This window comes from Flavobacterium anhuiense (assembly GCF_001705175.1).
Lineage (GTDB): Bacteria > Bacteroidota > Bacteroidia > Flavobacteriales > Flavobacteriaceae > Flavobacterium > Flavobacterium anhuiense.
Genome location: NZ_CP016907.1, coordinates 3,715,463 through 3,735,389, shown reverse-complemented (window position 1 = coordinate 3,735,389; position 19,927 = coordinate 3,715,463). Strand labels below are relative to the sequence as shown.

The 19,927-nt window shown below is 35.9% G+C and carries 9 protein-coding genes; 8 read left to right on the top strand and 1 reads right to left on the bottom strand.

Translation table 11 applies throughout. The features are described from left to right. Window positions 1–82: 82 nt before the first annotated feature. The 8 genes from BB050_RS16170 to BB050_RS16135 all read left to right on the top strand — a co-directional run bounded on the left by BB050_RS16170 (window position 83) and on the right by BB050_RS16135 (window position 17,489). Window positions 83–1,711 carry a right-handed parallel beta-helix repeat-containing protein gene (locus BB050_RS16170; RefSeq protein ID WP_066034273.1) on the top strand — a complete coding sequence of 543 codons (1,629 nt, stop codon included), beginning with the start codon at window positions 83–85 and terminating at the stop codon, window positions 1,709–1,711. Window positions 1,712–1,933: 222 nt separating this feature from the next. Then, the gene (locus BB050_RS16165) at window positions 1,934–6,025 is read left to right on the top strand and encodes a two-component regulator propeller domain-containing protein (RefSeq protein ID WP_066034272.1); all 4,092 of its coding nucleotides are present in this window, start codon (window positions 1,934–1,936) and stop codon (window positions 6,023–6,025) included. Window positions 6,026–6,240: 215 nt separating this feature from the next. Further along, window positions 6,241–9,243, top strand: coding sequence for a SusC/RagA family TonB-linked outer membrane protein (locus BB050_RS16160; RefSeq protein ID WP_066034271.1), 3,003 nt, complete (start codon window positions 6,241–6,243; stop codon window positions 9,241–9,243). Between the two features lie 205 nt (window positions 9,244–9,448). Further along, on the top strand, window positions 9,449–10,969 hold the full coding sequence (locus BB050_RS16155) for a RagB/SusD family nutrient uptake outer membrane protein (RefSeq protein WP_066034270.1): 1,521 nt from the start codon (window positions 9,449–9,451) through the stop codon (window positions 10,967–10,969). 280 nt (window positions 10,970–11,249) lie between these two features. After that, window positions 11,250–12,422: a glycoside hydrolase family 88 protein gene (locus BB050_RS16150; protein WP_066034269.1), complete on the top strand. Its 1,173-nt coding sequence runs from the start codon at window positions 11,250–11,252 to the stop codon at window positions 12,420–12,422. 62 nt (window positions 12,423–12,484) lie between these two features. Then, on the top strand, window positions 12,485–14,896 hold the full coding sequence (locus BB050_RS16145) for a glycoside hydrolase family 2 protein (protein WP_066034268.1): 2,412 nt from the start codon (window positions 12,485–12,487) through the stop codon (window positions 14,894–14,896). Between the two features lie 125 nt (window positions 14,897–15,021). After that, window positions 15,022–16,827, top strand: coding sequence for a glycoside hydrolase family 2 protein (locus BB050_RS16140; protein WP_066034267.1), 1,806 nt, complete (start codon window positions 15,022–15,024; stop codon window positions 16,825–16,827). 98 nt (window positions 16,828–16,925) lie between these two features. After that, window positions 16,926–17,489, top strand: coding sequence for a DUF2911 domain-containing protein (locus BB050_RS16135; RefSeq protein ID WP_066034266.1), 564 nt, complete (start codon window positions 16,926–16,928; stop codon window positions 17,487–17,489). 236 nt (window positions 17,490–17,725) lie between these two features. Here the strand turns inward: BB050_RS16135 and BB050_RS16130 are convergent, their stop codons facing one another. Next, window positions 17,726–19,927, bottom strand: a complete 2,202-nt coding sequence (locus tag BB050_RS16130) for a xanthine dehydrogenase family protein molybdopterin-binding subunit (protein ID WP_066034265.1) — start codon at window positions 19,925–19,927, stop codon at window positions 17,726–17,728.

Sequence of the window (19,927 nt, the reverse complement as noted above, 5' to 3'; positions counted from 1 at the left end):
AATCTGCAAGCAAAAAAACTTCGTGCCTTAGCGCCTTAGCGGCAAAAACAAAAAACTAACTAACCACAAAAACCACAAAACCATGATTCGCCAAGCCATTCTTTTATCCTGTGGCTTTTTTATAAACTCTTTACTGGCGCAGGAAACACCCAAAATTCTTACTTCAAAAACCAATTATCTGCCTGATTTTAGTTACGCAGGATATCGTTTTGGCGAAAGTTCCATTCCTGAAACTAATGGAAAAATCATTAACGCAACAGATTTTGGTGTAAAAGCCAATGACAATTTAGACGATTCAAAGGCGCTTTTAAAAGCTTTTAAAGCTGCCAATGCTATTGAGGGAAATGTAATCGTACAATTGCCAGCAGGACGTATTATTTTAAGTGAAATTCTCTACATCGAACGAAGCAATTTTGTACTTCGAGGCGCTGGTTCTGCTGAAAACGGAACTGAAATCTATTGTCCAAGACCGATGATGTATCTTAAAGATTCTGATGTTTTGGCTGAACTTCGCGAATACTTGACCACATTTGACAAAAGACAGCGAGAGCCAGAAAACAATATTGATCTTCCTTTTTCGCAATATGCGTGGTCTGGAGGTTTTATATGGACTCAGGTTCCGGGTGAGCGTGTAAAGTCATATTTAGATAAATACGAACCAGAATCTAATCCGTTGGCTAAAGTCAGTTCGGGAAAAATGGGCGAACATATTATTACGGTTTCTGACGTAAAAGGATTGAAAGTTGGCGATGTTGTCGAATTGCAATTGTTCAATAAGGATGGCGAAAACGGCGAGATCATCAAAGATTTGTATCAAGGTGCTAAAGTAAAGCCAGGTTCGCACCACTGGAAATTCCCAAAGCTTCCCATTGTAAGGCAGCAGGTTGAAATCGCTAAAATCTCTGGTTCTAAAATCACTTTAAAAACACCTTTAACTATTTCGATAAAACCGAGTTATCAAGCACAATTGGTTGAATGGAAACATTTAAATGAAGTCGGAATTGAACAGCTTCGTTTTACGTTCCCTGACATTCCGAGGGTGGCGCATCATGTAGAACCCGGAAATAATGGGATTTTCTTAACCCGATTATTCAATTCATGGGTGAAAGATGTTAAAATTACCAATGCTGACAGCGGAATTTTAGCCGAAGAAGTTTCTAACGTAACCATTCAAGATGTTACAACAGATGGATCGCATTTGGCGCATTATACAGTAACTTTAGGCGGCGTACATAATGTTTTGGTTAAAAATCTAAAGATCTACAATTCAGCGGTTCATCCTTTAAGTTTCAACACTTTTGCGACTAAAAATGTGTATCAAAACTGCGAAATATTTACAGATCCTGTTTTAGATCAGCATTCAGGAGCCAATCATCAAAATTTGTTTGACAATATCACGGTTCATCTAAAAGCCGATAAAAATAATAGTTATGCTTTATTTGGAGGCGGCGGCGCTGATTATTGGAAACCTTCTCACGGGCCTTTCAGCACTTTTTGGAATTTAAATGTACAAGTTGAAAATCCTGATGCATCAAAACCAGTTTTATTGCACGGAATGAAAGACGGCGCTTTAGCCAGAATCATTGGCGTTCACGGAAATACGAAATTTGAAATCAAATACGACATTGATCCCTATATAGAATTTTTAAACATTCCGATTGAGAAGATTCCTTCTCTGTATGATTATCAATTAAAAAAACGATTAAAATAGTCAAAATATCTGCCACAGATTACAAGGATTTTTCGCCACGAATTCACGAATTTCTCTAATCCTTTGACTTGATTTTATTTGTGTTAAAATGGCTAAAAACTCACGAATTATTCAAATTTAGATTATAAGTAATTCGTGAATTTGTGGCTAATTTTTAACACACAGAAAAAAATCTTTATAATCTGTAAAATCTGTGGCAAAAAAACATTAAATACAAACGCTATGAAATATAAAATAGCTTTTCTCGCAATTGTATTTGTTTTCGGAAACATGTTTTCCCAAAATAAATATCGTCTTAAAAATTTTTCAACGACAGACGGGCTTTCGCAGAGTTCTGTTATTGCCATTCATCAGGATAAGTTTGGACAAATGTGGTTTGGTACACGTGATGGTCTGAATAAATATGATGGAAGCCGTTTTACGATTTTTAGGAATGATGCTACAGATAAATATTCGATTAGCAACAATGATATTTTAGCTATTGAAGAAGACAACGCAGGAAAAATCTGGGTGGGAACTTATAATGGTTTAAACTGTTATGATCCTGTTTCGAACCGTTTTACGAGATATCTTCATACGAAAGCAAATCATACGATAAGCAATAACGCTGTTTGGAGCATCAGAGAAATTGGTGGCGAAATGTGGTTTGGAACTTCAAAAGGATTAACTATTTACAATAAAAAAACAGGATTATTTACTTCTGTTTTTCATTCAGACGATGATGCTTCTACTCTTCCTAGCAATAATATTCTCAGCATTTTAAAAACCAAAGAAGACCAAATCTGGATTGGAACGACAAAAGGGTTATGTAAGCTGACAAATCGAATGAACGGAAAATTATTCTTTAAAAATTATCCGTTAAACACAACAGATTTATTAAACGTTCAGTCGGTTATTGAAGACCAAGACGGCAGTTTGTGGGTGGGAACAAAAAACAAAGGCCTTTTAAAATTCAATCCAAAAGAAAAAGCTTTTGTTTCTTTTTTGCCAGCTGAAAAATACCGCGAAATCAATACCGATATTCGATCTTTAGTAATTGACAATCAAGGCTCTTTATGGGTTGGCGCCTATGACGGAATTTATATTCTTGGAAAAGATAAAAGCCTTCAGAAAATAAATAATAGCAATAACAATAACGGAATCGACAAAGTGAAGTCCGTTTTTATGGATAAAAAAGGTTCAATCTGGATTGGATGTTATTACAAAGGTGTGAATCTTTGGGATGTTTCAAACGTCAATTTCTCTAATTATAATCAGAATTCGAAAAAGATTCCGATGAGTTTTGATGTGGTAAGTTCGATAATTGCCGACAAAAACCAGAATATCTATTTTGGGACTGAAGGAGGCGGAATTACGATTTACAATAGAAATACTGAGTCTGTAAGTTACATCAACAGCAAAACTGGACAAACGAATAAAAATGATATCAAAGCGATGTGCCTCTCTGATGATCATATTTTATGGATTGGAACTTTTTCGAAAGGCTTATCAGCTTACAATACCGTTTCTAAAAGAATTGAAGATAACAGAATTTCTTCAGATTTAAGCGAATTACTAAAAGACAGCGGTGTTTATGCTCTTAAAACTGAAGGTTCAATTTTATGGATCGGAACTTTCGGCAAAGGCTTAATTAGGTACAACACCATAACCAAAACTTTTGATGCTATTGGAAATGATAACACCAAACCAGTTTTCCTTACCAATAATATCCTGCGCACGATTTTAGTCGATAAGCAAAATTTTCTTTGGGTTGGAACTCAAAATGGTTTGAACCGCATTCCGCTCAAAAATTTCAATCCGCAGAAATATACGATTCAGCATTTCTTTTACGACCATTCGACTGTGTCTGGCGATGATATTCTGACTTTGTTTCAAGATTCTCAAAACAAAATTTGGGTTGGGACAAAAGCAAAAGGATTGCATTATTTTGATGGAAAAAAATTCAACCGAATCAATTTGAGATTTGGAAATACGGTTATCACTTCTATACATTCTATTTTAGAAGATGATGATAAAAACCTATGGATTAGCACCAATCAAGGAATTATAAAATATAATACAATTAAGAAAACGGTTGTTATTTACGACCAGAAAGACGGTTTGGCGAGTAATGAATTTAATGATAATTCGGCTTTAAAATTAAGTTCCAATCAGTTTTATTTTGGAAGTCCGTCTGGAGCAACATTTTTTGATGCTACAAAGATTTCCTTGAATAAATATGCTCCACAGGTTTTAATTACTGATTTGAAGATTAAAAACGAAATTGTTCATGCGCACGATAAAGATGGAATTTTAGAACAAAGCATTGGTTTTACCAAAACGATTACTTTAGATTATGACAAGGCCAATTTCTCGATCAGTTTTGCGATTCCGAATTATATTCGATCTAAAAACAATCAATACAGTTATCGTTTAACCGGTTTAGAAAACAACTGGACAACAACTAAAAACAGTGAAGCCAATTTTGCAATCCAAAATCCAGGAACATATACGTTTGAAGTGCGCGGTGCCAATAACGATGGCGTTTGGAATCAGAATCCGACAACATTGACTGTTATTGTAAATCCAGCTCCTTGGCGCAGCATTTGGGCATTTATGTTGTATGGAATCGTAATTGGTTTAGGTCTATATGGTTTGATTTGGATTATGAAATCGAAAGCAAGATTGAAACAGAAACTCGAACTGGAATATTTGGAAACACAGCGAATTGAAGAAAACAACAAGCTGAAATTGGATTTCTTTACCAATATTTCGCATGAATTCAGAACGCCATTGACTCTGATTTTAGGACCATTACAGCAAATTCTTTCTGATTATAATGGAACTAACGAAATGTACAAAAAGCTTCTGGTGATTGAAAGCAGCGCCAATCATTTGCTGAGTTTGATCAACCGTTTAATGGATTTCAGAAAACTAGAAAATCATCAGGTTACGCTTGAATCGGCAAACGGAAATATTGTCAAATTTACTAGAGAAATCTTTTTATCCTTTATAGAATATGCGAAAGACGGCGGTTACGATTATACATTTGAAACCGAAAACGAAGAAATTCTGGTTTATTTTGACCGATATAAACTCGAACGTGTATTTTACAATCTGATTTCGAATGCTTTTAGATATACTCCAAAAGGCGGTTCGATAAATATTAAAATCAATCACGATCAGCAGAATCTTTTCATTGCAGTTGAAGATTCTGGCGTTGGAATATCAGAAGAACATATTGACAAAATTTTTGATTTATTTTTTGAAGTTCCAACACACAATCAGGTTCAGAAAAACTATAATAAAGGAACTGGAATCGGACTTTCAATCGTAAAAAACATTGTAGAACTGCATAAAGGAAAAATCGATGTTACCAATAAACCAAGTGGCGGCGTAATTTTTAAAGTGACTTTACCGCTGGGACGCGAACATCTTCTGGACAGTGAAATCATTCCTGATTTTAAAATTAGTGACGATATTGAGCAATACCAAGCGCAATTGGAACCTTCGGAAGTCATCGAACATGAAGACATCGAAGATTTAATTGTCAATGAAGAAAAACAGACGATTTTATTGGTTGAAGATCACAAGGTTCTGAGAAAATTCATGAAAAACCTTCTGAAAAAAGATTACAATATTATTGAGGCTGAAAATGGTAAAATTGCTCTGGAAAAAGCATTAAAATTTGTTCCAAACCTGATTATCAGTGATGTCATTATGCCAGAAATGGTAGGGACTGAATTGTGTTCTAAAATAAAGGAAAACATCAAAACCAGCCATATTCCTGTTATTCTGCTGACTTCGAGATCATCTTTGGTTTACAAATTTGAAGGATTAGAAAGCGGTGCGGATGATTACATCAGTAAACCATTCAATCTAATGGAGTTTAAGCTTCGTGTTAAAAATCTGTTGAACACCACAGAACGTTTAAGAATCAAATTCTCAAGCGAGGACAGTTTTATTCCGTCAGAAATAACGGTTTCATCATTGGACGAAGAACTATTGAAAAAAGCTTTCAAAATCGTGGAAGAAAACATTTCAAACGAACAATTTGATATTCCGTTTTTCTGTTCAGAATTAGGCGTAAGCCGAACCATGCTCTTTTTAAAAATCAAAGCATGGACGAATTGCACTCCAAATGAATTTATTCATGAAATAAGATTAAAACGTGCGGCTCAATTATTAGAGCAAAACAAGTTAACCGTTTCTGAAATCAGTTATAAAGTAGGCTTCAACAATCCGAAATACTTTAGCAAATGCTTTCAGAAAAAGTACGGCGAAACGCCTTCTCAATACGCTGACAAATTTTATAAATCTTCAGCTGTACTTTAAAAATCATCGGTTTTAAAGGGTTTAAAAAGGGTATCTGTATTTTTAGATACCCTTTTTTGTATTTCTATATCGTTTTCGGCTTTTACATTTGCGATATGAAAATCAAAAAAACGAGTTACTTAGTGCTTCAAATTTTATTTGTCATTCTCGTCATCGGAATGAGTTTATTGTTTTTCTACTTAATCTAACTTATTAACTCTAAAACCAAAAAATGAATGTTTACAAACCAAACAAACAAATCGTTTAAATGGTGTTTACTGGTATCTTTTTTACTGATAAATATCGTGATGCACGCACAAGAACGAAAAGTGACCGGAAAAATAACTTCTAGTGAAGATTTACTTGGACTTCCTGGTGCCAATGTTTACATCAAAAATTCTTCTGTAGGCGCTTCTGCCGATATGGACGGAAATTATACTGTGATTGTAGGAGAGAAAAATGCTGTCTTAGTTTTCAATTTCGTCGGATTTCAAACGGTTGAAGTTCCAGTTGGAACCAAAAGCGTAATCAATGTAAGCTTAAAACCAGATACAAAGGCACTAGACGAAGTTATCGTAGTAGGTTACGGAACACGTAAAAAGAGCGACATAACAGGTTCTGTATCTTCTGTTACAGCAAAAGAACTGACTGCTTTTCCTCTTTTAAATGCTGAGCAGGCTTTACAAGGTCGTGCTGCGGGTGTTTCGGTAATGACCAATAACGGTGGTGAACCTGGAGCTCCTGTAAAAATCAGAGTTCGTGGAGGAACTTCAATTAATGCAAGTGGAGATGCTCTGATTGTTGTGGACGGTTTTGCAGGCGTTTCTATGCCAGCACCGCAGGACATTGCTTCTATTGAGGTTTTAAAAGATGCATCTGCAACTGCTATTTACGGATCAAGAGGTTCTAACGGGGTTATTATGGTAACGACAAAAAAAGGAAAACCAGGAAAACCAGTAATTGAGTTTAGCAATTCGACTTCTGTCCAATCGGTAAATAACAAATTACATTTATTGAATGCCGACCAATTTGCGGCTTACAGAAAGAGCTTTACAACGCACACGCAAGGTCCAGCAAATACAGATTGGCAAGATGTAATTTATCGTGAAGGAATGATTTCTAACTCACAATTGTCTTTTTCTGGCGGATCTGAAAATATAAAATATTATGTTTCTGGAACGTATTTCAATCAAAATGGTGTTGTAATCAATTCTGGCATTGACAAATATACAATTGTAGGAAACCTTGAAGCTGATTTATCTCCAAAATTCAAAGTGGGTTTAAACACTTTTACAAGCAAACAGAACAAAGAAGGAATTGTGAGCCAGACTAGCGCTGGAGGAACTGGGGCTGCGGGTGTTATCGCATCGGCTTATCGTTTTATGCCTGATAAAGGAATTTACAATGCTGACGGAACTTATACCACTACGGCGCCAATTGGTGATGATATTGATAATCCGTACGCAACTGCAATGGAAAATATCTTGGAAACGGTTTCTGTTACAAACCGAAACAATTTCTTTGCCCAATATCAAATTACAAAAGATCTAGATTTTAAAACCACTTTAGGTTTAACCGATAGTAATTCGCAAACTGGGAGATTTATTCCTTCAACTTTAATTGCCGGAAAAAATATCAAAGGAGAAGCTTCTGTAAACAATACACGATTTTCTTCTTTCCTAACAGAGAATTATTTGACTTTCAAACGTGAAATTATCGACAAAGGAATGCTAACAGTTTTGGGAGGATATTCATATCAAAAAAACAAAAACGAAAATTCGTATGCTGCTTCAAGAGGTTTTTTAACGAATACCAATTCGTATAGAAATTTGGGAGCAGGAACAGTTTTCTTAAAACCGGATTCTGGCTTATCTGAAACGGAATTAATCTCTGCTTTCGGAAGGTTGAATTTTGATTATGCTGATAAATATTTACTGACCTTCACAGCAAGACGAGACGGTTCTTCTAGCTTTAGTAAAAACTACAAATACGGAACTTTCCCTTCTGGAGCAATTGGATGGAACATTAGCAAAGAAAACTTCTTAAAAGACAATAAAACGGTTTCAAACTTAAAATTAAGAGCAAGTTACGGAGCAACAGGAAATCCTTCAATTGGTGCCTACTCTACTCTTTCTAGATTCTCTGAAATCTATTATGTAAGCGGTGACGTGATTACCAATGCGGTTCAGTTGACTTCATTAGATAATCCGAATTTAAAATGGGAAACGTCTTATCAGCAAGATTACGGAATTGATTTAGGTTTGTTTGACAATAGAATCAGCATAACGGCGGATTATTATAAAACAATTACCAAAGATTTGTTGTTCAACAGACCACTTCCTGGAATTTCTGGAATTGCTTCTCAGCTTCAAAACGTAGGTGAATTAGAAAATAAAGGATGGGAATTGGGTATTAACACTAGAAATTTCATTGGTGCAGATTTTACTTGGTCAACCAACTTTAATATTTCTTCAAACAAAAATAAAGTATTAAAATTAGCCGATAATAAAGATCTTTTAATCAACTCTGCGCCTGGGCATTTCTTAGCGACTGAGTCACAGATTTTAAGAGTTGGACAACCGGTTGGCTCTTTCTTCGGATTTATTTATGATGGTGTAATTCAGCAAGGAGAAACGGTATTGCCAGGAAACTTTGAAACGGCTCCCGGAGGAGAAAAATTCAGAGATTACAATGGCGACGGAAAACTAGATTCTCAGGATAAGACCATCATTGGAAACCCAAATCCAGATTTCATCTTCGGATTTAACAATGATTTCACCTATAAAAATCTTGATTTGAATATCTTCTTTCAAGGTTCGCAAGGAAATCAAATCCTAAACTATACTTTGATGGAATTGGCTTCTGGAAACAACAATGCTACAACTGAAGTTTTAGATGCTTGGACACCAACTAATACGGATACAAATGTTCCTGCAAATGCTGCTAGAACCAAAAGAATTACTTCAAGATTTGTTTATGATGGAAGTTATATCCGTCTAAAAAACATCTCTATCGGGTATAGCTTAGATGAAAAAATTGTGTCAAAAATAGGCCTAAGCAAAGTTCGTTTTTACATCAGCGCGCAAAACCTTTGGACGATTACAGATTATCCAGGTACAGATCCTGAAACGAATTATTTAAACGACACCAACTCAAGAAGTAATACCAATTTAGGATTGGATTATGGAGGATATCCAAACGTAAGAACATTTACAGCAGGATTCAATTTAAAATTTTAATCTAATAACCTATTTGGATCTAATAATTTAACACATAGAAACATAGATTTTATGTGTTAAAAAAAGAATACAAAAAGAAACATGGTTTCTTACACATAGCTCACTATGTGTATTTTAAATAAGTGAAACGCCTTTTTTAAGAGTTTAAATCTATGCTTCTATGTGTTAAAATTAATTACATCCAATTAGCTCTAATAAAAATACTATGAAAAAATATATAGCTTTTCTTTGCTTCGGAACGATGGCGTTTTTCAGCTGTTCTGATCTGGAAGAAAAACCAGTAGGAATTATTCGTCCAGAGAACTTTTTCAACAATACAGACGATTTGCAAGCTGCTGTAAATGGAGCTTTCGCTAATATTGCCCACAATAATTATTGGGGAAGAGAATTTACAATTGCCCTTATGCTTCGTGATGATATGGCTGACATCGGCGATAGAACCACTCAGGCTGCACGTATTGACGTAAACGACATGTCGATGAATGACACCAATGCACTTGTAGCTAACTTTTGGCCACAATCGTATGTAATTATTACCGCGGCAAATCAAGCCATTGAAGGTGCTAAAAAAACACCTGGAGATCCAGCAAAAGTAAATGCCATTGTGGCTCAGGCGTATTTTGCAAGAGCTTTTGCTTACTATCATTTAGTGCGCCTATTTGGAGATATTCCTTATGTTGATTTTGTTGTAAATGATGTGAATCAAGTAAATTCCCTTAGCAAAACAAAAGAAGCAGACGTTTACCCAAAAATCATTGCCGATTTGGAATTTGCCAAACAATGGCTAGATGACAAACCAAAAGTAAAAGCTGTTCCTGGAAAAGGTACTGCTGCAGGGTATTTGGCTTCTGTTTACCTGACTTTAGGAAATTTTCAAAAAGCGTACGACGAAGCCAAATTTGTTATTACAAACGAAGCCAAATTTGGTTTAGGTCTTGATGCTGATTTTCAGGATTTATTCAATGCTACCAAAACAGCTTCTTTAAAAGAACCTTTATTTACAATTGACTTTAACAACTTGACTTCTGGAAATTACGGTCAAGATTATACCGCGTTTTTTACAGGATCGTTAAAAGATGACAGTTATAGTTACGGACAAGGGTTTTCTGTTGCTGTTCCATCATTAAAAGTATTCAATACTTGGGATCAGAGAGATTATAGAAGAGCCGTAAGTTTTGATACCATTATCAGAAAGAAAACAGGTCCAGGCGGATCGCTTCAGGTTTATCCTTCAAGCGACAATGAAAAAGCGCCACGTCCACATATTGCCAAATATTTCCGTTTTCCGGGGAAAGCTGGAGCGAATGGAAGAACTTCTCAGCACAATTACATTACAATGCGTTTCGCAGAAGTTTTACTAACTGCAGCTGAAGCTTTAAACGAAATTAATCCAGGAACAACTGAAGCTGATGGTTACGTGAATCGCGTTCGTGCAAGAGCGAGAAATAAAGCTGGAAAACTGGTTTCGTTCCCGGCAAATGTAACGCCAGGACTTTCTCAAACCGATTTCAGAAAAATGGTTATTGACGAAAGAAGATTAGAATTGGCGTTTGAATATGTGAGATGGTACGACATCAAAAGGTTAAAAATCGGACCAGAAGTATTTGGACCAAATGGTTTAGAACCACATGCCAATTTTGATCCAAACAGAGATTATTTATGGCCGTTGCCTGGAACAGAACTGGCTATTAATCCGAATCTCAAACCAAATAATCCTGGTTATTAAATTAGCACAATTAGTATTGAACACGGATGAAACGGATTCGCTATCGGGAGCTGATTTAAACGGATTTTTTAAAGTTACGCTTAATTGGTTTCCCGCAGATTTAACAGATTAAGCAGATTAAATTAAAAACATTTTTAATCTGCAGGAGACAAAAAAAATCTGCAAATCTGCAAAATCTGCGAGAGAAAAAGTTTAGATCAACATCTTCGCGATAATGAATCCGTACAATCCGCGTCTAACATTTTAGTATAGAAACTAAAAATAAAGATTAATTAGTAATATGAATAAAATTAGTTTCATTTTAATCCTTGGGTTTGCATCGCTGGCAATAGCGTGCAAATCTGGGGTTAAACCTCAAACAAAAAGCACAACAGAGGCAAATAATCTACTCGAAACGCGTTACAAAATGCTTTTGGATTATCCAGTAGACTCCATGTCAATGCCGAGAAGCATGAATACCAAAACTCTCGAAATTCGCAAAGTGCCATCGAGAGATTGGACAAGCGGTTTCTTTACTGGAAATCTTTGGCAATTGTACCGATTGACAGGCGATTCAAAATATAAAGAACAGGCTCAAAAATGGACTCCTTTCAGCAAAAAGGAAAGTGTCAACAGCAATTCGCATGACGTAGGTTTTAAAGTGTTTTGCAGTTTTGGAGAAGCGCTGAAAGTGGAAAACAAAAAAGAATACGAAGCGGTAATTGTAAAAGGCGCCGAAACTTTATGCAAAAGGTTCAACCCAAAAGTGGGTTCCATTCGTTCTTGGGATTTCAACAAGGAAATTTGGGATTATCCAGTTATCATTGATAATATGATGAATCTGGAATTGCTTTTTGAAGCATCCAAAATATCAGGAAATCCAAAATATCGTGAAGTTGCGATTCAACATGCTAATACCACTTTAAAAAATCAGTTTAGAGAAGACAACTCTTGTTATCACGTTATCGATTATAATCCAACAACTGGCGAAGTTAGAAAGAAAACGACTCTTCAAGGATACAATGATGATTCGGTTTGGGCTCGCGGTCAGGCTTGGGCAGTTTACGGATTCACGATGTCATATCGATATACAAAAGATCCAGCATACTTAAAACAAGCTGAAGGAACAGCGAAGTTTTTTATGACGAATAAAAACCTGCCAGAAGACGGAATTCCGTATTGGGATTTTAAAGATCCTAGCATTCCAAATTCGGCAAGAGATGTTTCTGCAGCAATGGTGATTGCGTCTGCCCTATACGAATTGTATGGTTACACAAAAAATGACAGTTATTTGGCTTTTGCCGATAAACTGATGACTTCAGTACAAACGGATAAATATATTTTAGATGCTAAAATCAAAGCACCTTTCTTATTTAATCACAGTACAGGAAACTGGCCAAAACATGACGAAATTGACGAACCAATAATTTACGCCGATTATTATTTTCTGGAAGCACTTCTTAGAAGAAAGTAACAAAGGGACAAAGTTACAAAGGTGCAAAGGTTCTCGGCCTTTGAACCTAAAAAAGCCTTATTATGAAGAAATTACACTTTAATACATTTTCAATTTTTGCACTTTTTGTTTTGTTTCAGATTTGTCTGAGCAGTTTTGCTCAGACAAAGATGAACATTAACGACAATTGGCTTTATTTAGAAAATGATACTCAAAAATTAAACGAAGCGCAAAAAGCTTCCAACTGGACTTCTTTAAATTTACCGCATACTTGGAATGCCGAAGATGCAACCGACTTAAATCCAGGTTACCGACGCGATGCAAGCTGGTATCAAAAAAAATTAAATATTCCGCAAATCGATAAAAACAGAGTTTACTCTTTATACTTTGAAGGCTCGAATGTAACCACAAAAGTATATGTCAATGGAAAAGAAGCGGGATCGCATATTGGCGGTTATATTGGTTTTTCTATTGATATTACGAATTTCATAAAAGAAGGAAACAACGATATTTTTGCTCGTGTGGATAATAGTTATGATATCGAAATTATTCCGTCTCAAAAAAGCGATTTCTTCATTTATGGAGGAATCACGCGCGACGTCTGGCTAGTTTCGAAATACAAAAATCATATCGAAAATATAAAAATTACAACTCCTGAAGTTTCTGCTAAAAAAGCTTCTCTACAAGTTGTTTCTTCTTTTGTAAATCCTGACAATTCAAAGGACTTATCTTTAACTGTAACGCTTAAAAATCCGAAAGGAAAAAAAGTAGCGAGCAAAACCGTTTTGGTTACAGATAGAACTTCAACCATCACTTTTGAAAACATCAAAAACCCAGAACTTTGGGATACTGAAAAACCGAACTTATACAGACTTTCTGCTGTTTTATCAGAAAAAAATCAGATTAAAGACAGTATTTCAGAAAAAGTTGGCTTCAGATGGTTTGAATTTAAAGATCATGGCCCTTTTTATTTGAATGGAAAAAGATTATTGATTCGCGGAACGCATCGACATGAGGAACAAGCTGGTGTTGGAGCCGCTATGAGCAACGAACAGCACTGGGCAGATATGAAATCGATCAAAGAAATGGGAGCCAATTTTGTTCGTTTAGCACATTATCCTCAAGATCCGGAAGTTTATAAAGCCTGTGACGAACTAGGTCTTTTGGTTTGGGATGAATTGCCGTGGTGTCGCGGAGGAATTGGAAATGACGTTTGGAAAACGAATACCAAAAATATGCTGGCAGAAATCATCAATCAAAACTATAATCATCCGAGTATTATTATCTGGTCTTTAGGCAATGAAATCAATTGGCTTCCTGATTTTCCTGATGGCGACAATGATAAGAAAACGAATGAATTTTTAACGGAATTAAACGACATCGCTCACAAACTGGATCCAACCCGCAAAACGGCTATTAGAAAATATTACGAAGGCTCGCATATTGTAGATGTATTCTCTCCTTCTATCTGGTCTGGATGGTATTCTGGAAGCTATAAAAGCTACCAAAAAGCGATTGATGTTTATAAGAAAGAATACAAACATTTTATTCATGCCGAATATGGCGGAGATAGTCATGTTGGACGTCATAGCGAAAACCCAATTACAGGTGAAAATGTAATAAAAGCCGAAGGTTGGGAAGAAGCGATTGTTCAGACCAAAGTAGCTAATATTGCACAAATTGGCGATTGGAGCGAAAACTATATCGTTGATTTATTTGACTGGCATTTGCATATATCCGAGAATGACCCAACTTTTGTGGGAAATATTCAATGGGCATTTAAGGATTTTGCAACGCCTTTGAGACCAGAAGACGATATTCCGTACATGAACCAAAAAGGATTGACAGACCGAAACGGAATTCCGAAAGATGCGTATTATGTTTTTAAAAGCTATTGGGCGACAGCACCTTTCGCTTACATCGAATCGCATACTTGGACAGAACGCCAAGGTCCTGAAGGCACACCGAGAACGATAAGCGTTTTCAGCAATTGTGAGAAAGTGACTTTTTTCCATAACGGAAAATCATTAGGAGAAAAACAGCGAAATCTTGCTCTGTATCCTGCAAATGGTTTAACTTGGGATGTCAATTTTACGAAAGGAGAAAATATTTTAGTTGCCGTCGGAAAAACAAAAGAAGGAAAAACGGTTTCTGATACGCTGAAAGTGAACTATCGTTTCAATAAAAATGATACGGCGGTTTCGCTGCAATTATCATCAGAAAAACTAAAAAACGGCAATTATTTAGTTACCGCCGTTGCAGTTGACAATAATAATTTACGCTGCCTGGATTATGAAGCGAGTGTTTATTTTCAATGTTTAAAAGGCGGAAAAACGCTAAAAAATCAAGGAACACCAACTGGAAGCGAATCGATAAGAATGGCAAACGGAAAGGCTTCTATAGAAGTAATTCCCGATGGTTCCGGTAATCCGATTGAAATGACGGCATTAAATCAGAGCTTTAAAGGAGAATATTTGAAGATTCCAATTAATTAACTTAACCGCAAAGAGCGCAAAGGAAAAGTTCGCAAGGCACGCAAAGCCTTGCGAACTTTGCGTAAAACTTAGCGTCCTTTGCGGTTAAAATATATTTCAGATTAAAACAAAAATAATTTTACAAAATGAAAAAAATTCTAACACTATTATTCCTGACATCGTTCGCAATTGGACAATCACAAGGTTTAATTTCTAACGTATCAAACCGAAACACCACTTCTTTAAACGGAGTTTGGAATTATATTATCGATCCCTATCAAACTGGTTTTTATAGCTTTCACTTGGATCAATACGACAAAAGTGAAAAACCGGCAAAAGGGGCTTTTTTTTCTAATTATCATGCTCAAAACAAACAAGAATTGGTAGAATATGATTTTGATAAATCGCCAACAATCAATATTCCTGGAGATTGGAATTCGCAGGTTGCGGAACTGAAATATTATGAAGGAAATGTTTGGTTTAAAAAGTCTTTTGATTACAATTTAACAGCTAATAAACGTCTGTTCTTATATTTGGGAGCAATCAATTACAAAGCCGATGTTTATTTAAACGGAAAAAAACTTGGCACACATGAAGGCGGTTTCACTCCGTTTAATTATGAAGTAACTTCGATTGTAAAACCTACTGGAAATTATTTAGTAATTAAAGTTGATAATACACGTCATAAAGAAGATGTCCCAACCGTAAACACCGATTGGTGGAATTACGGCGGAATCACGCGCGATGTGACTTTAATTGAAGAAGAATCATCATTTGTGGAAGATTATACTATTCAGCTGAAAAAAGGCAATGCAAATATTATTTCAGGTTTTATTAAAATCAATAATTTAGATGCTTCGAAAAATAATATTTCGATTTCTATTCCTGAATTAAAAATCAATTTCAAAGGAAAAGCGGCTAGCAACGGAATTTTAAACTTTGAAATTCCTGCCAAAAAAATCTCGTATTGGTCGCCAGAAAATCCGAAATTATATAATGTTACTGTTGACTTTAATGGAAAAAAATTAAACGATCAGATTGGTTTTAGAACCATCGAAACCAAAGAAGATAAAATTCTGCTAAACGGAAAAGAAATCTTTTTACGCGGAATTTCTATTCATGAAGAAAATGGAAAAGGCGGGCGTGCTAATTCTGTAGAAGATGCTTTGCGCTTATTAAACTGGGCGAAAGAATTAGGCTGTAATTATGTTCGTCTGGCGCATTATCCGCATAACGAAAACATGGTTAGAGAAGCTGATAAATTGGGTTTAATGGTTTGGGAGGAAATTCCAGTTTACTGGACAGTAGAATTTAAAAATGAAAACACCTACAAAAACGCCGAAGATCAATTAACTGCTTCTATCACAAGAGATAAAAATAGAGCGAGCATTATTATTTGGTCAATGGCAAATGAAACTCCGATTTCTGATGCTAGAAATACGTTCATTAAAAATTTAGCATCTCACACCAGATCATTAGACAATACAAGATTAATCAGCGCTGCTTTATTAACCAAAAAAGAAACTATTGATGATCCTATTGGAGAAGTTTTAGATGTTGTGGCTTTCAATCAATATTTGGGCTGGTATGGCGGAAATTTGGAAGATGCTGAGAAAATAACATGGAAATCTAAATACAATAAACCGATTGTTGTTTCTGAATTTGGTGGCGATGCAAAAGCCGGTTTCCACGGAGAGAAAAACGAGCGCTGGACAGAAGAATATCAGGAATATTTATACATTCAGAATTTAAAAATGATTGAAAAAATTCCACACTTAAGCGGAACAAGTCCTTGGATTTTAGTTGATTTTAGATCTCCAAAAAGATTGCTTCCAGGAATTCAGGACGGTTACAATCGCAAAGGTTTAATTTCAAATGATGGCGAAAAGAAAAAGGCTTTCTACATTATGCAGGATTGGTATGCTAAGAAGAAAAAAGAATATCAGAATTAATGCGTCATTACCAATTCATTAACAAAAAACAGGCGTCAAATTATATGATTTTTCTTCATTATTAATTTACTTTGTAGTTAATCTAAAAATTGTAAACCATGAAAAAATTCTATTTACTAGCAGTTACTTTGTTTGCTGCTTTTACAGTTCAAGCTCAAGACATAGTAAAATTTGCTCCGCTTGATGCAAGTCCGGTTGATATTTCGTATTTCCCAAACAAAGCGGTTAAATTCAAAAAAACAGATAATCCAAACCCAGTTATCAAAGTTCTTTATGCAAGACCTTCTGTAAAAGGAAGAACTATTTTTGGTGATGTGGTTAAGTTTGGAGAAGTTTGGAGAGTTGGCGCTAATGAAAACACAGAAATCAAATTCTACAAAGATGTAACAATCGGTGGTAAAAAAGTTCCTGCAGGATACTACAGCTTATTTGCTATTCCAGAAAAGGACAAATGGACTATCATTATCAATAAAGAACTAGATTTATGGGGCGGTTATGCTTACGACGAAAGCAAAGATGTTGTAAGAGTTTCAGTTCCTGTTAAACCAGTTTCTGATGTTATCGAAGCTTTATCAATTGCATTTACCACTCAAGGTAACGTAGCAAATCTTGTTATTGGTTGGGATAAAACAACGGTTGAATTGCCAATTACGGTTAAATAAGTTTTAATGAGATATGCCACGAAGGCACAAAGTCGCAAAGTTTTTTTTTAAACTTTGCGATTTTTTTTTGCAACTCAAAAAAGGATTTTCTGGTATGATGAGTTATTTTTATGCCACGAATTACACGAATTTCCACAAATTTAAATCATCAATTGGAAGAAAAAATTAGTGCAAATCCGTGTAATTCGTGGTTATGAAAAAATCATTTTGAATCCTCTTTAATCAGTGGTTAAAATTTAAGAAACAGTTTCGATAATCTTATCCAACGTAATAGGTAAATCCCTAACACGTTTTCCCGTTGCATTAAAAACGGCATTTGCAATTGCAGGCGCCATTCCGACTAAAGCAGTTTCACCCAGACCTTTTGTTCCCATTGGGTTACTAATCGGGTCTTTTTTATTTACGAAGAAAACTTCCTGCTTTTCTATATCAGCATTCACCGGCACATGATAATCTGCAAAATTGTTATTGATCGGACGCCCAAAACGGTGATCGATTTCTAGTGCTTCCATCAATCCCATTCCAATTCCTCCTACTGCCCCGCCAAACATTTGCCCTGCAGATGTTTTTTGGTTGATTACAGTTCCAATATCAGCGCAAGAAACCACGTGAGCCAATCTTATTTTACCCAAATTCGGATTCACTAATACTTTTACAAAATGAACTGAAAACGAATAAATTGAATATTTCTTCGCTTCTTCAGCAGCTTTAGAAAGATTTTCTACTTCAAAATCTTCTAATTTGTTACTGCTTAAAAGTGCAGCTAACGTAACCGATTTCGACTTGTCTTTTTTAGAAGAAACCGTACCATTTTCAAAAGTTAAATCCGTAATAGCGATTCCTTTCAAAGCGGGACTTTTACTTCCCAATTCAATTATTTTATTCAATAATAAATTACAAGCGTCATGAACTGCAGAACCGACAGATGAAGTCGTTGCCGAACCGCCTTGAGTAGGCCCTTTCGGCAATCCGCTTTTCCCCATTTCAATGATTACATTTTCAGCTGGCAAACCTATTACTTCAGCTCCAATCGCCGTCATCATAGTTGCGGTTCCAGGTCCCATATCGTTTACACTGCATTGCAAAACCAAATCGCCATTGGCTAAGAATTTTGCTTTTACCGAAGTTGGGCTTCTGTAACAGCCGAAAGTTCCCGTTCCCATTCCGTAACCTACTAACCAATTTCCTTCTTTAACAGCACCTGGTTCGTTTTTACGGTTTTTCCAGCCAATTTTTTCCATTCCCGCTTCGTAGCATTCCAAAAGGTATTTACTGCTCCACGGTTTATTTTGTTCCTGATCTTTTTCGGCATAATTCAGTTTACGGAATTCAATCGGATCTAAGTTTAATTTATAAGCCAATTCGTCCATGGCACATTCTAAGGCAAAAGACCCTGTTGCTTCACCTGGACCACGCATCCAGATTGGCGTACAAGTATCAAGAGGCACAATTCTATAGCGTGTTGAAACGTTCGGACAATCATAAATAAATCGCGACATATTTACCGTTCCTTCCATGAAATCTTCATAACTCGAAGTCATAGCTACAGCTTCGTGCGTTAAGCCTGTCAATTTTCCTTCTTTTGTAGCACCAAGACCCATTTTCTGAATGGTGTAAGGTCTGAAACCAACATTGGTAAACATCTGTTCACGATGCAACACTAATTTTACAGGACGATTTAATTTTTTAGCGCCAATTAAAGCTGCGATTTCGTACGGCCAAGTGTGCAATCCCATTCCGAATGCGCCTCCAAGATATTCAGCATGAACCTCGACATTTTCGGCGGGAACATCAAAAACACCTGCTACACTTCTGCGAGTTCCTTCAACACCTTGACTTTTTGTATATAAAATAGGTTTGTTTCCCTCCCATTTCGCAATAATATTGGCCAATTCCATTGGATTATGAACTTCTGTTGGAATTGTATATTCAGCTTCTAGAATTACCTCAGCATTTTTATAGCCATCATGTTCACCGCGATGGTAATCATTTCCTTTATCGGTTTCAACTTTCTTTTCTTTTTCTGCTGCTTTTTTAAGTTCTGTCGAATGCTCTTCTTTAAAATACTCAGCTTTAATTAGACTTGCCGCATATTGCATACGTTCAAAAGTATCTGCAATCACCAAAGCAATTGGCTGATCGTAATACAAAATCGAATCGTCTTTGAAAATCTGCAGCGGCTGACCAAAATTATGTTTGTCTTTGGCTTTCTGATAACCTGCAGGTTTATCTACATTCAAATGTGTAATAACCGCCAAAACTCCCGGCGCCCATTCTGCTTTTTTGGTGTCAATGGTTTTGATTCTTCCTTTTGCAATAGTACTTCCCACTAGGCAGGCATAAACCACACCAGATGTTTTATATTCAGCCGAATAAGTTGCAGAACCCGTTACTTTAGCAAATCCGTCAACTCTATTAATATTACTTGTCTTACTCAT

Excerpts from the sequence above, each read along its gene's own strand:
- BB050_RS16170 (WP_066034273.1), top strand. The coding sequence starts at position 83 with ATGATTCGCCAAGCCATTCTTTTATCCTGTGGCTTTTTTATAAACTCT.
- BB050_RS16165 (WP_066034272.1), top strand. The coding sequence starts at position 1,934 with ATGAAATATAAAATAGCTTTTCTCGCAATTGTATTTGTTTTCGGAAAC.
- BB050_RS16160 (WP_066034271.1), top strand. The coding sequence starts at position 6,241 with ATGTTTACAAACCAAACAAACAAATCGTTTAAATGGTGTTTACTGGTA.
- BB050_RS16155 (WP_066034270.1), top strand. The coding sequence starts at position 9,449 with ATGAAAAAATATATAGCTTTTCTTTGCTTCGGAACGATGGCGTTTTTC.
- BB050_RS16150 (WP_066034269.1), top strand. The coding sequence starts at position 11,250 with ATGAATAAAATTAGTTTCATTTTAATCCTTGGGTTTGCATCGCTGGCA.
- BB050_RS16145 (WP_066034268.1), top strand. The coding sequence starts at position 12,485 with ATGAAGAAATTACACTTTAATACATTTTCAATTTTTGCACTTTTTGTT.
- BB050_RS16140 (WP_066034267.1), top strand. The coding sequence starts at position 15,022 with ATGAAAAAAATTCTAACACTATTATTCCTGACATCGTTCGCAATTGGA.
- BB050_RS16135 (WP_066034266.1), top strand. The coding sequence starts at position 16,926 with ATGAAAAAATTCTATTTACTAGCAGTTACTTTGTTTGCTGCTTTTACA.
- BB050_RS16130 (WP_066034265.1), bottom strand. The coding sequence starts at position 19,927 with ATGAGTAAGACAAGTAATATTAATAGAGTTGACGGATTTGCTAAAGTA.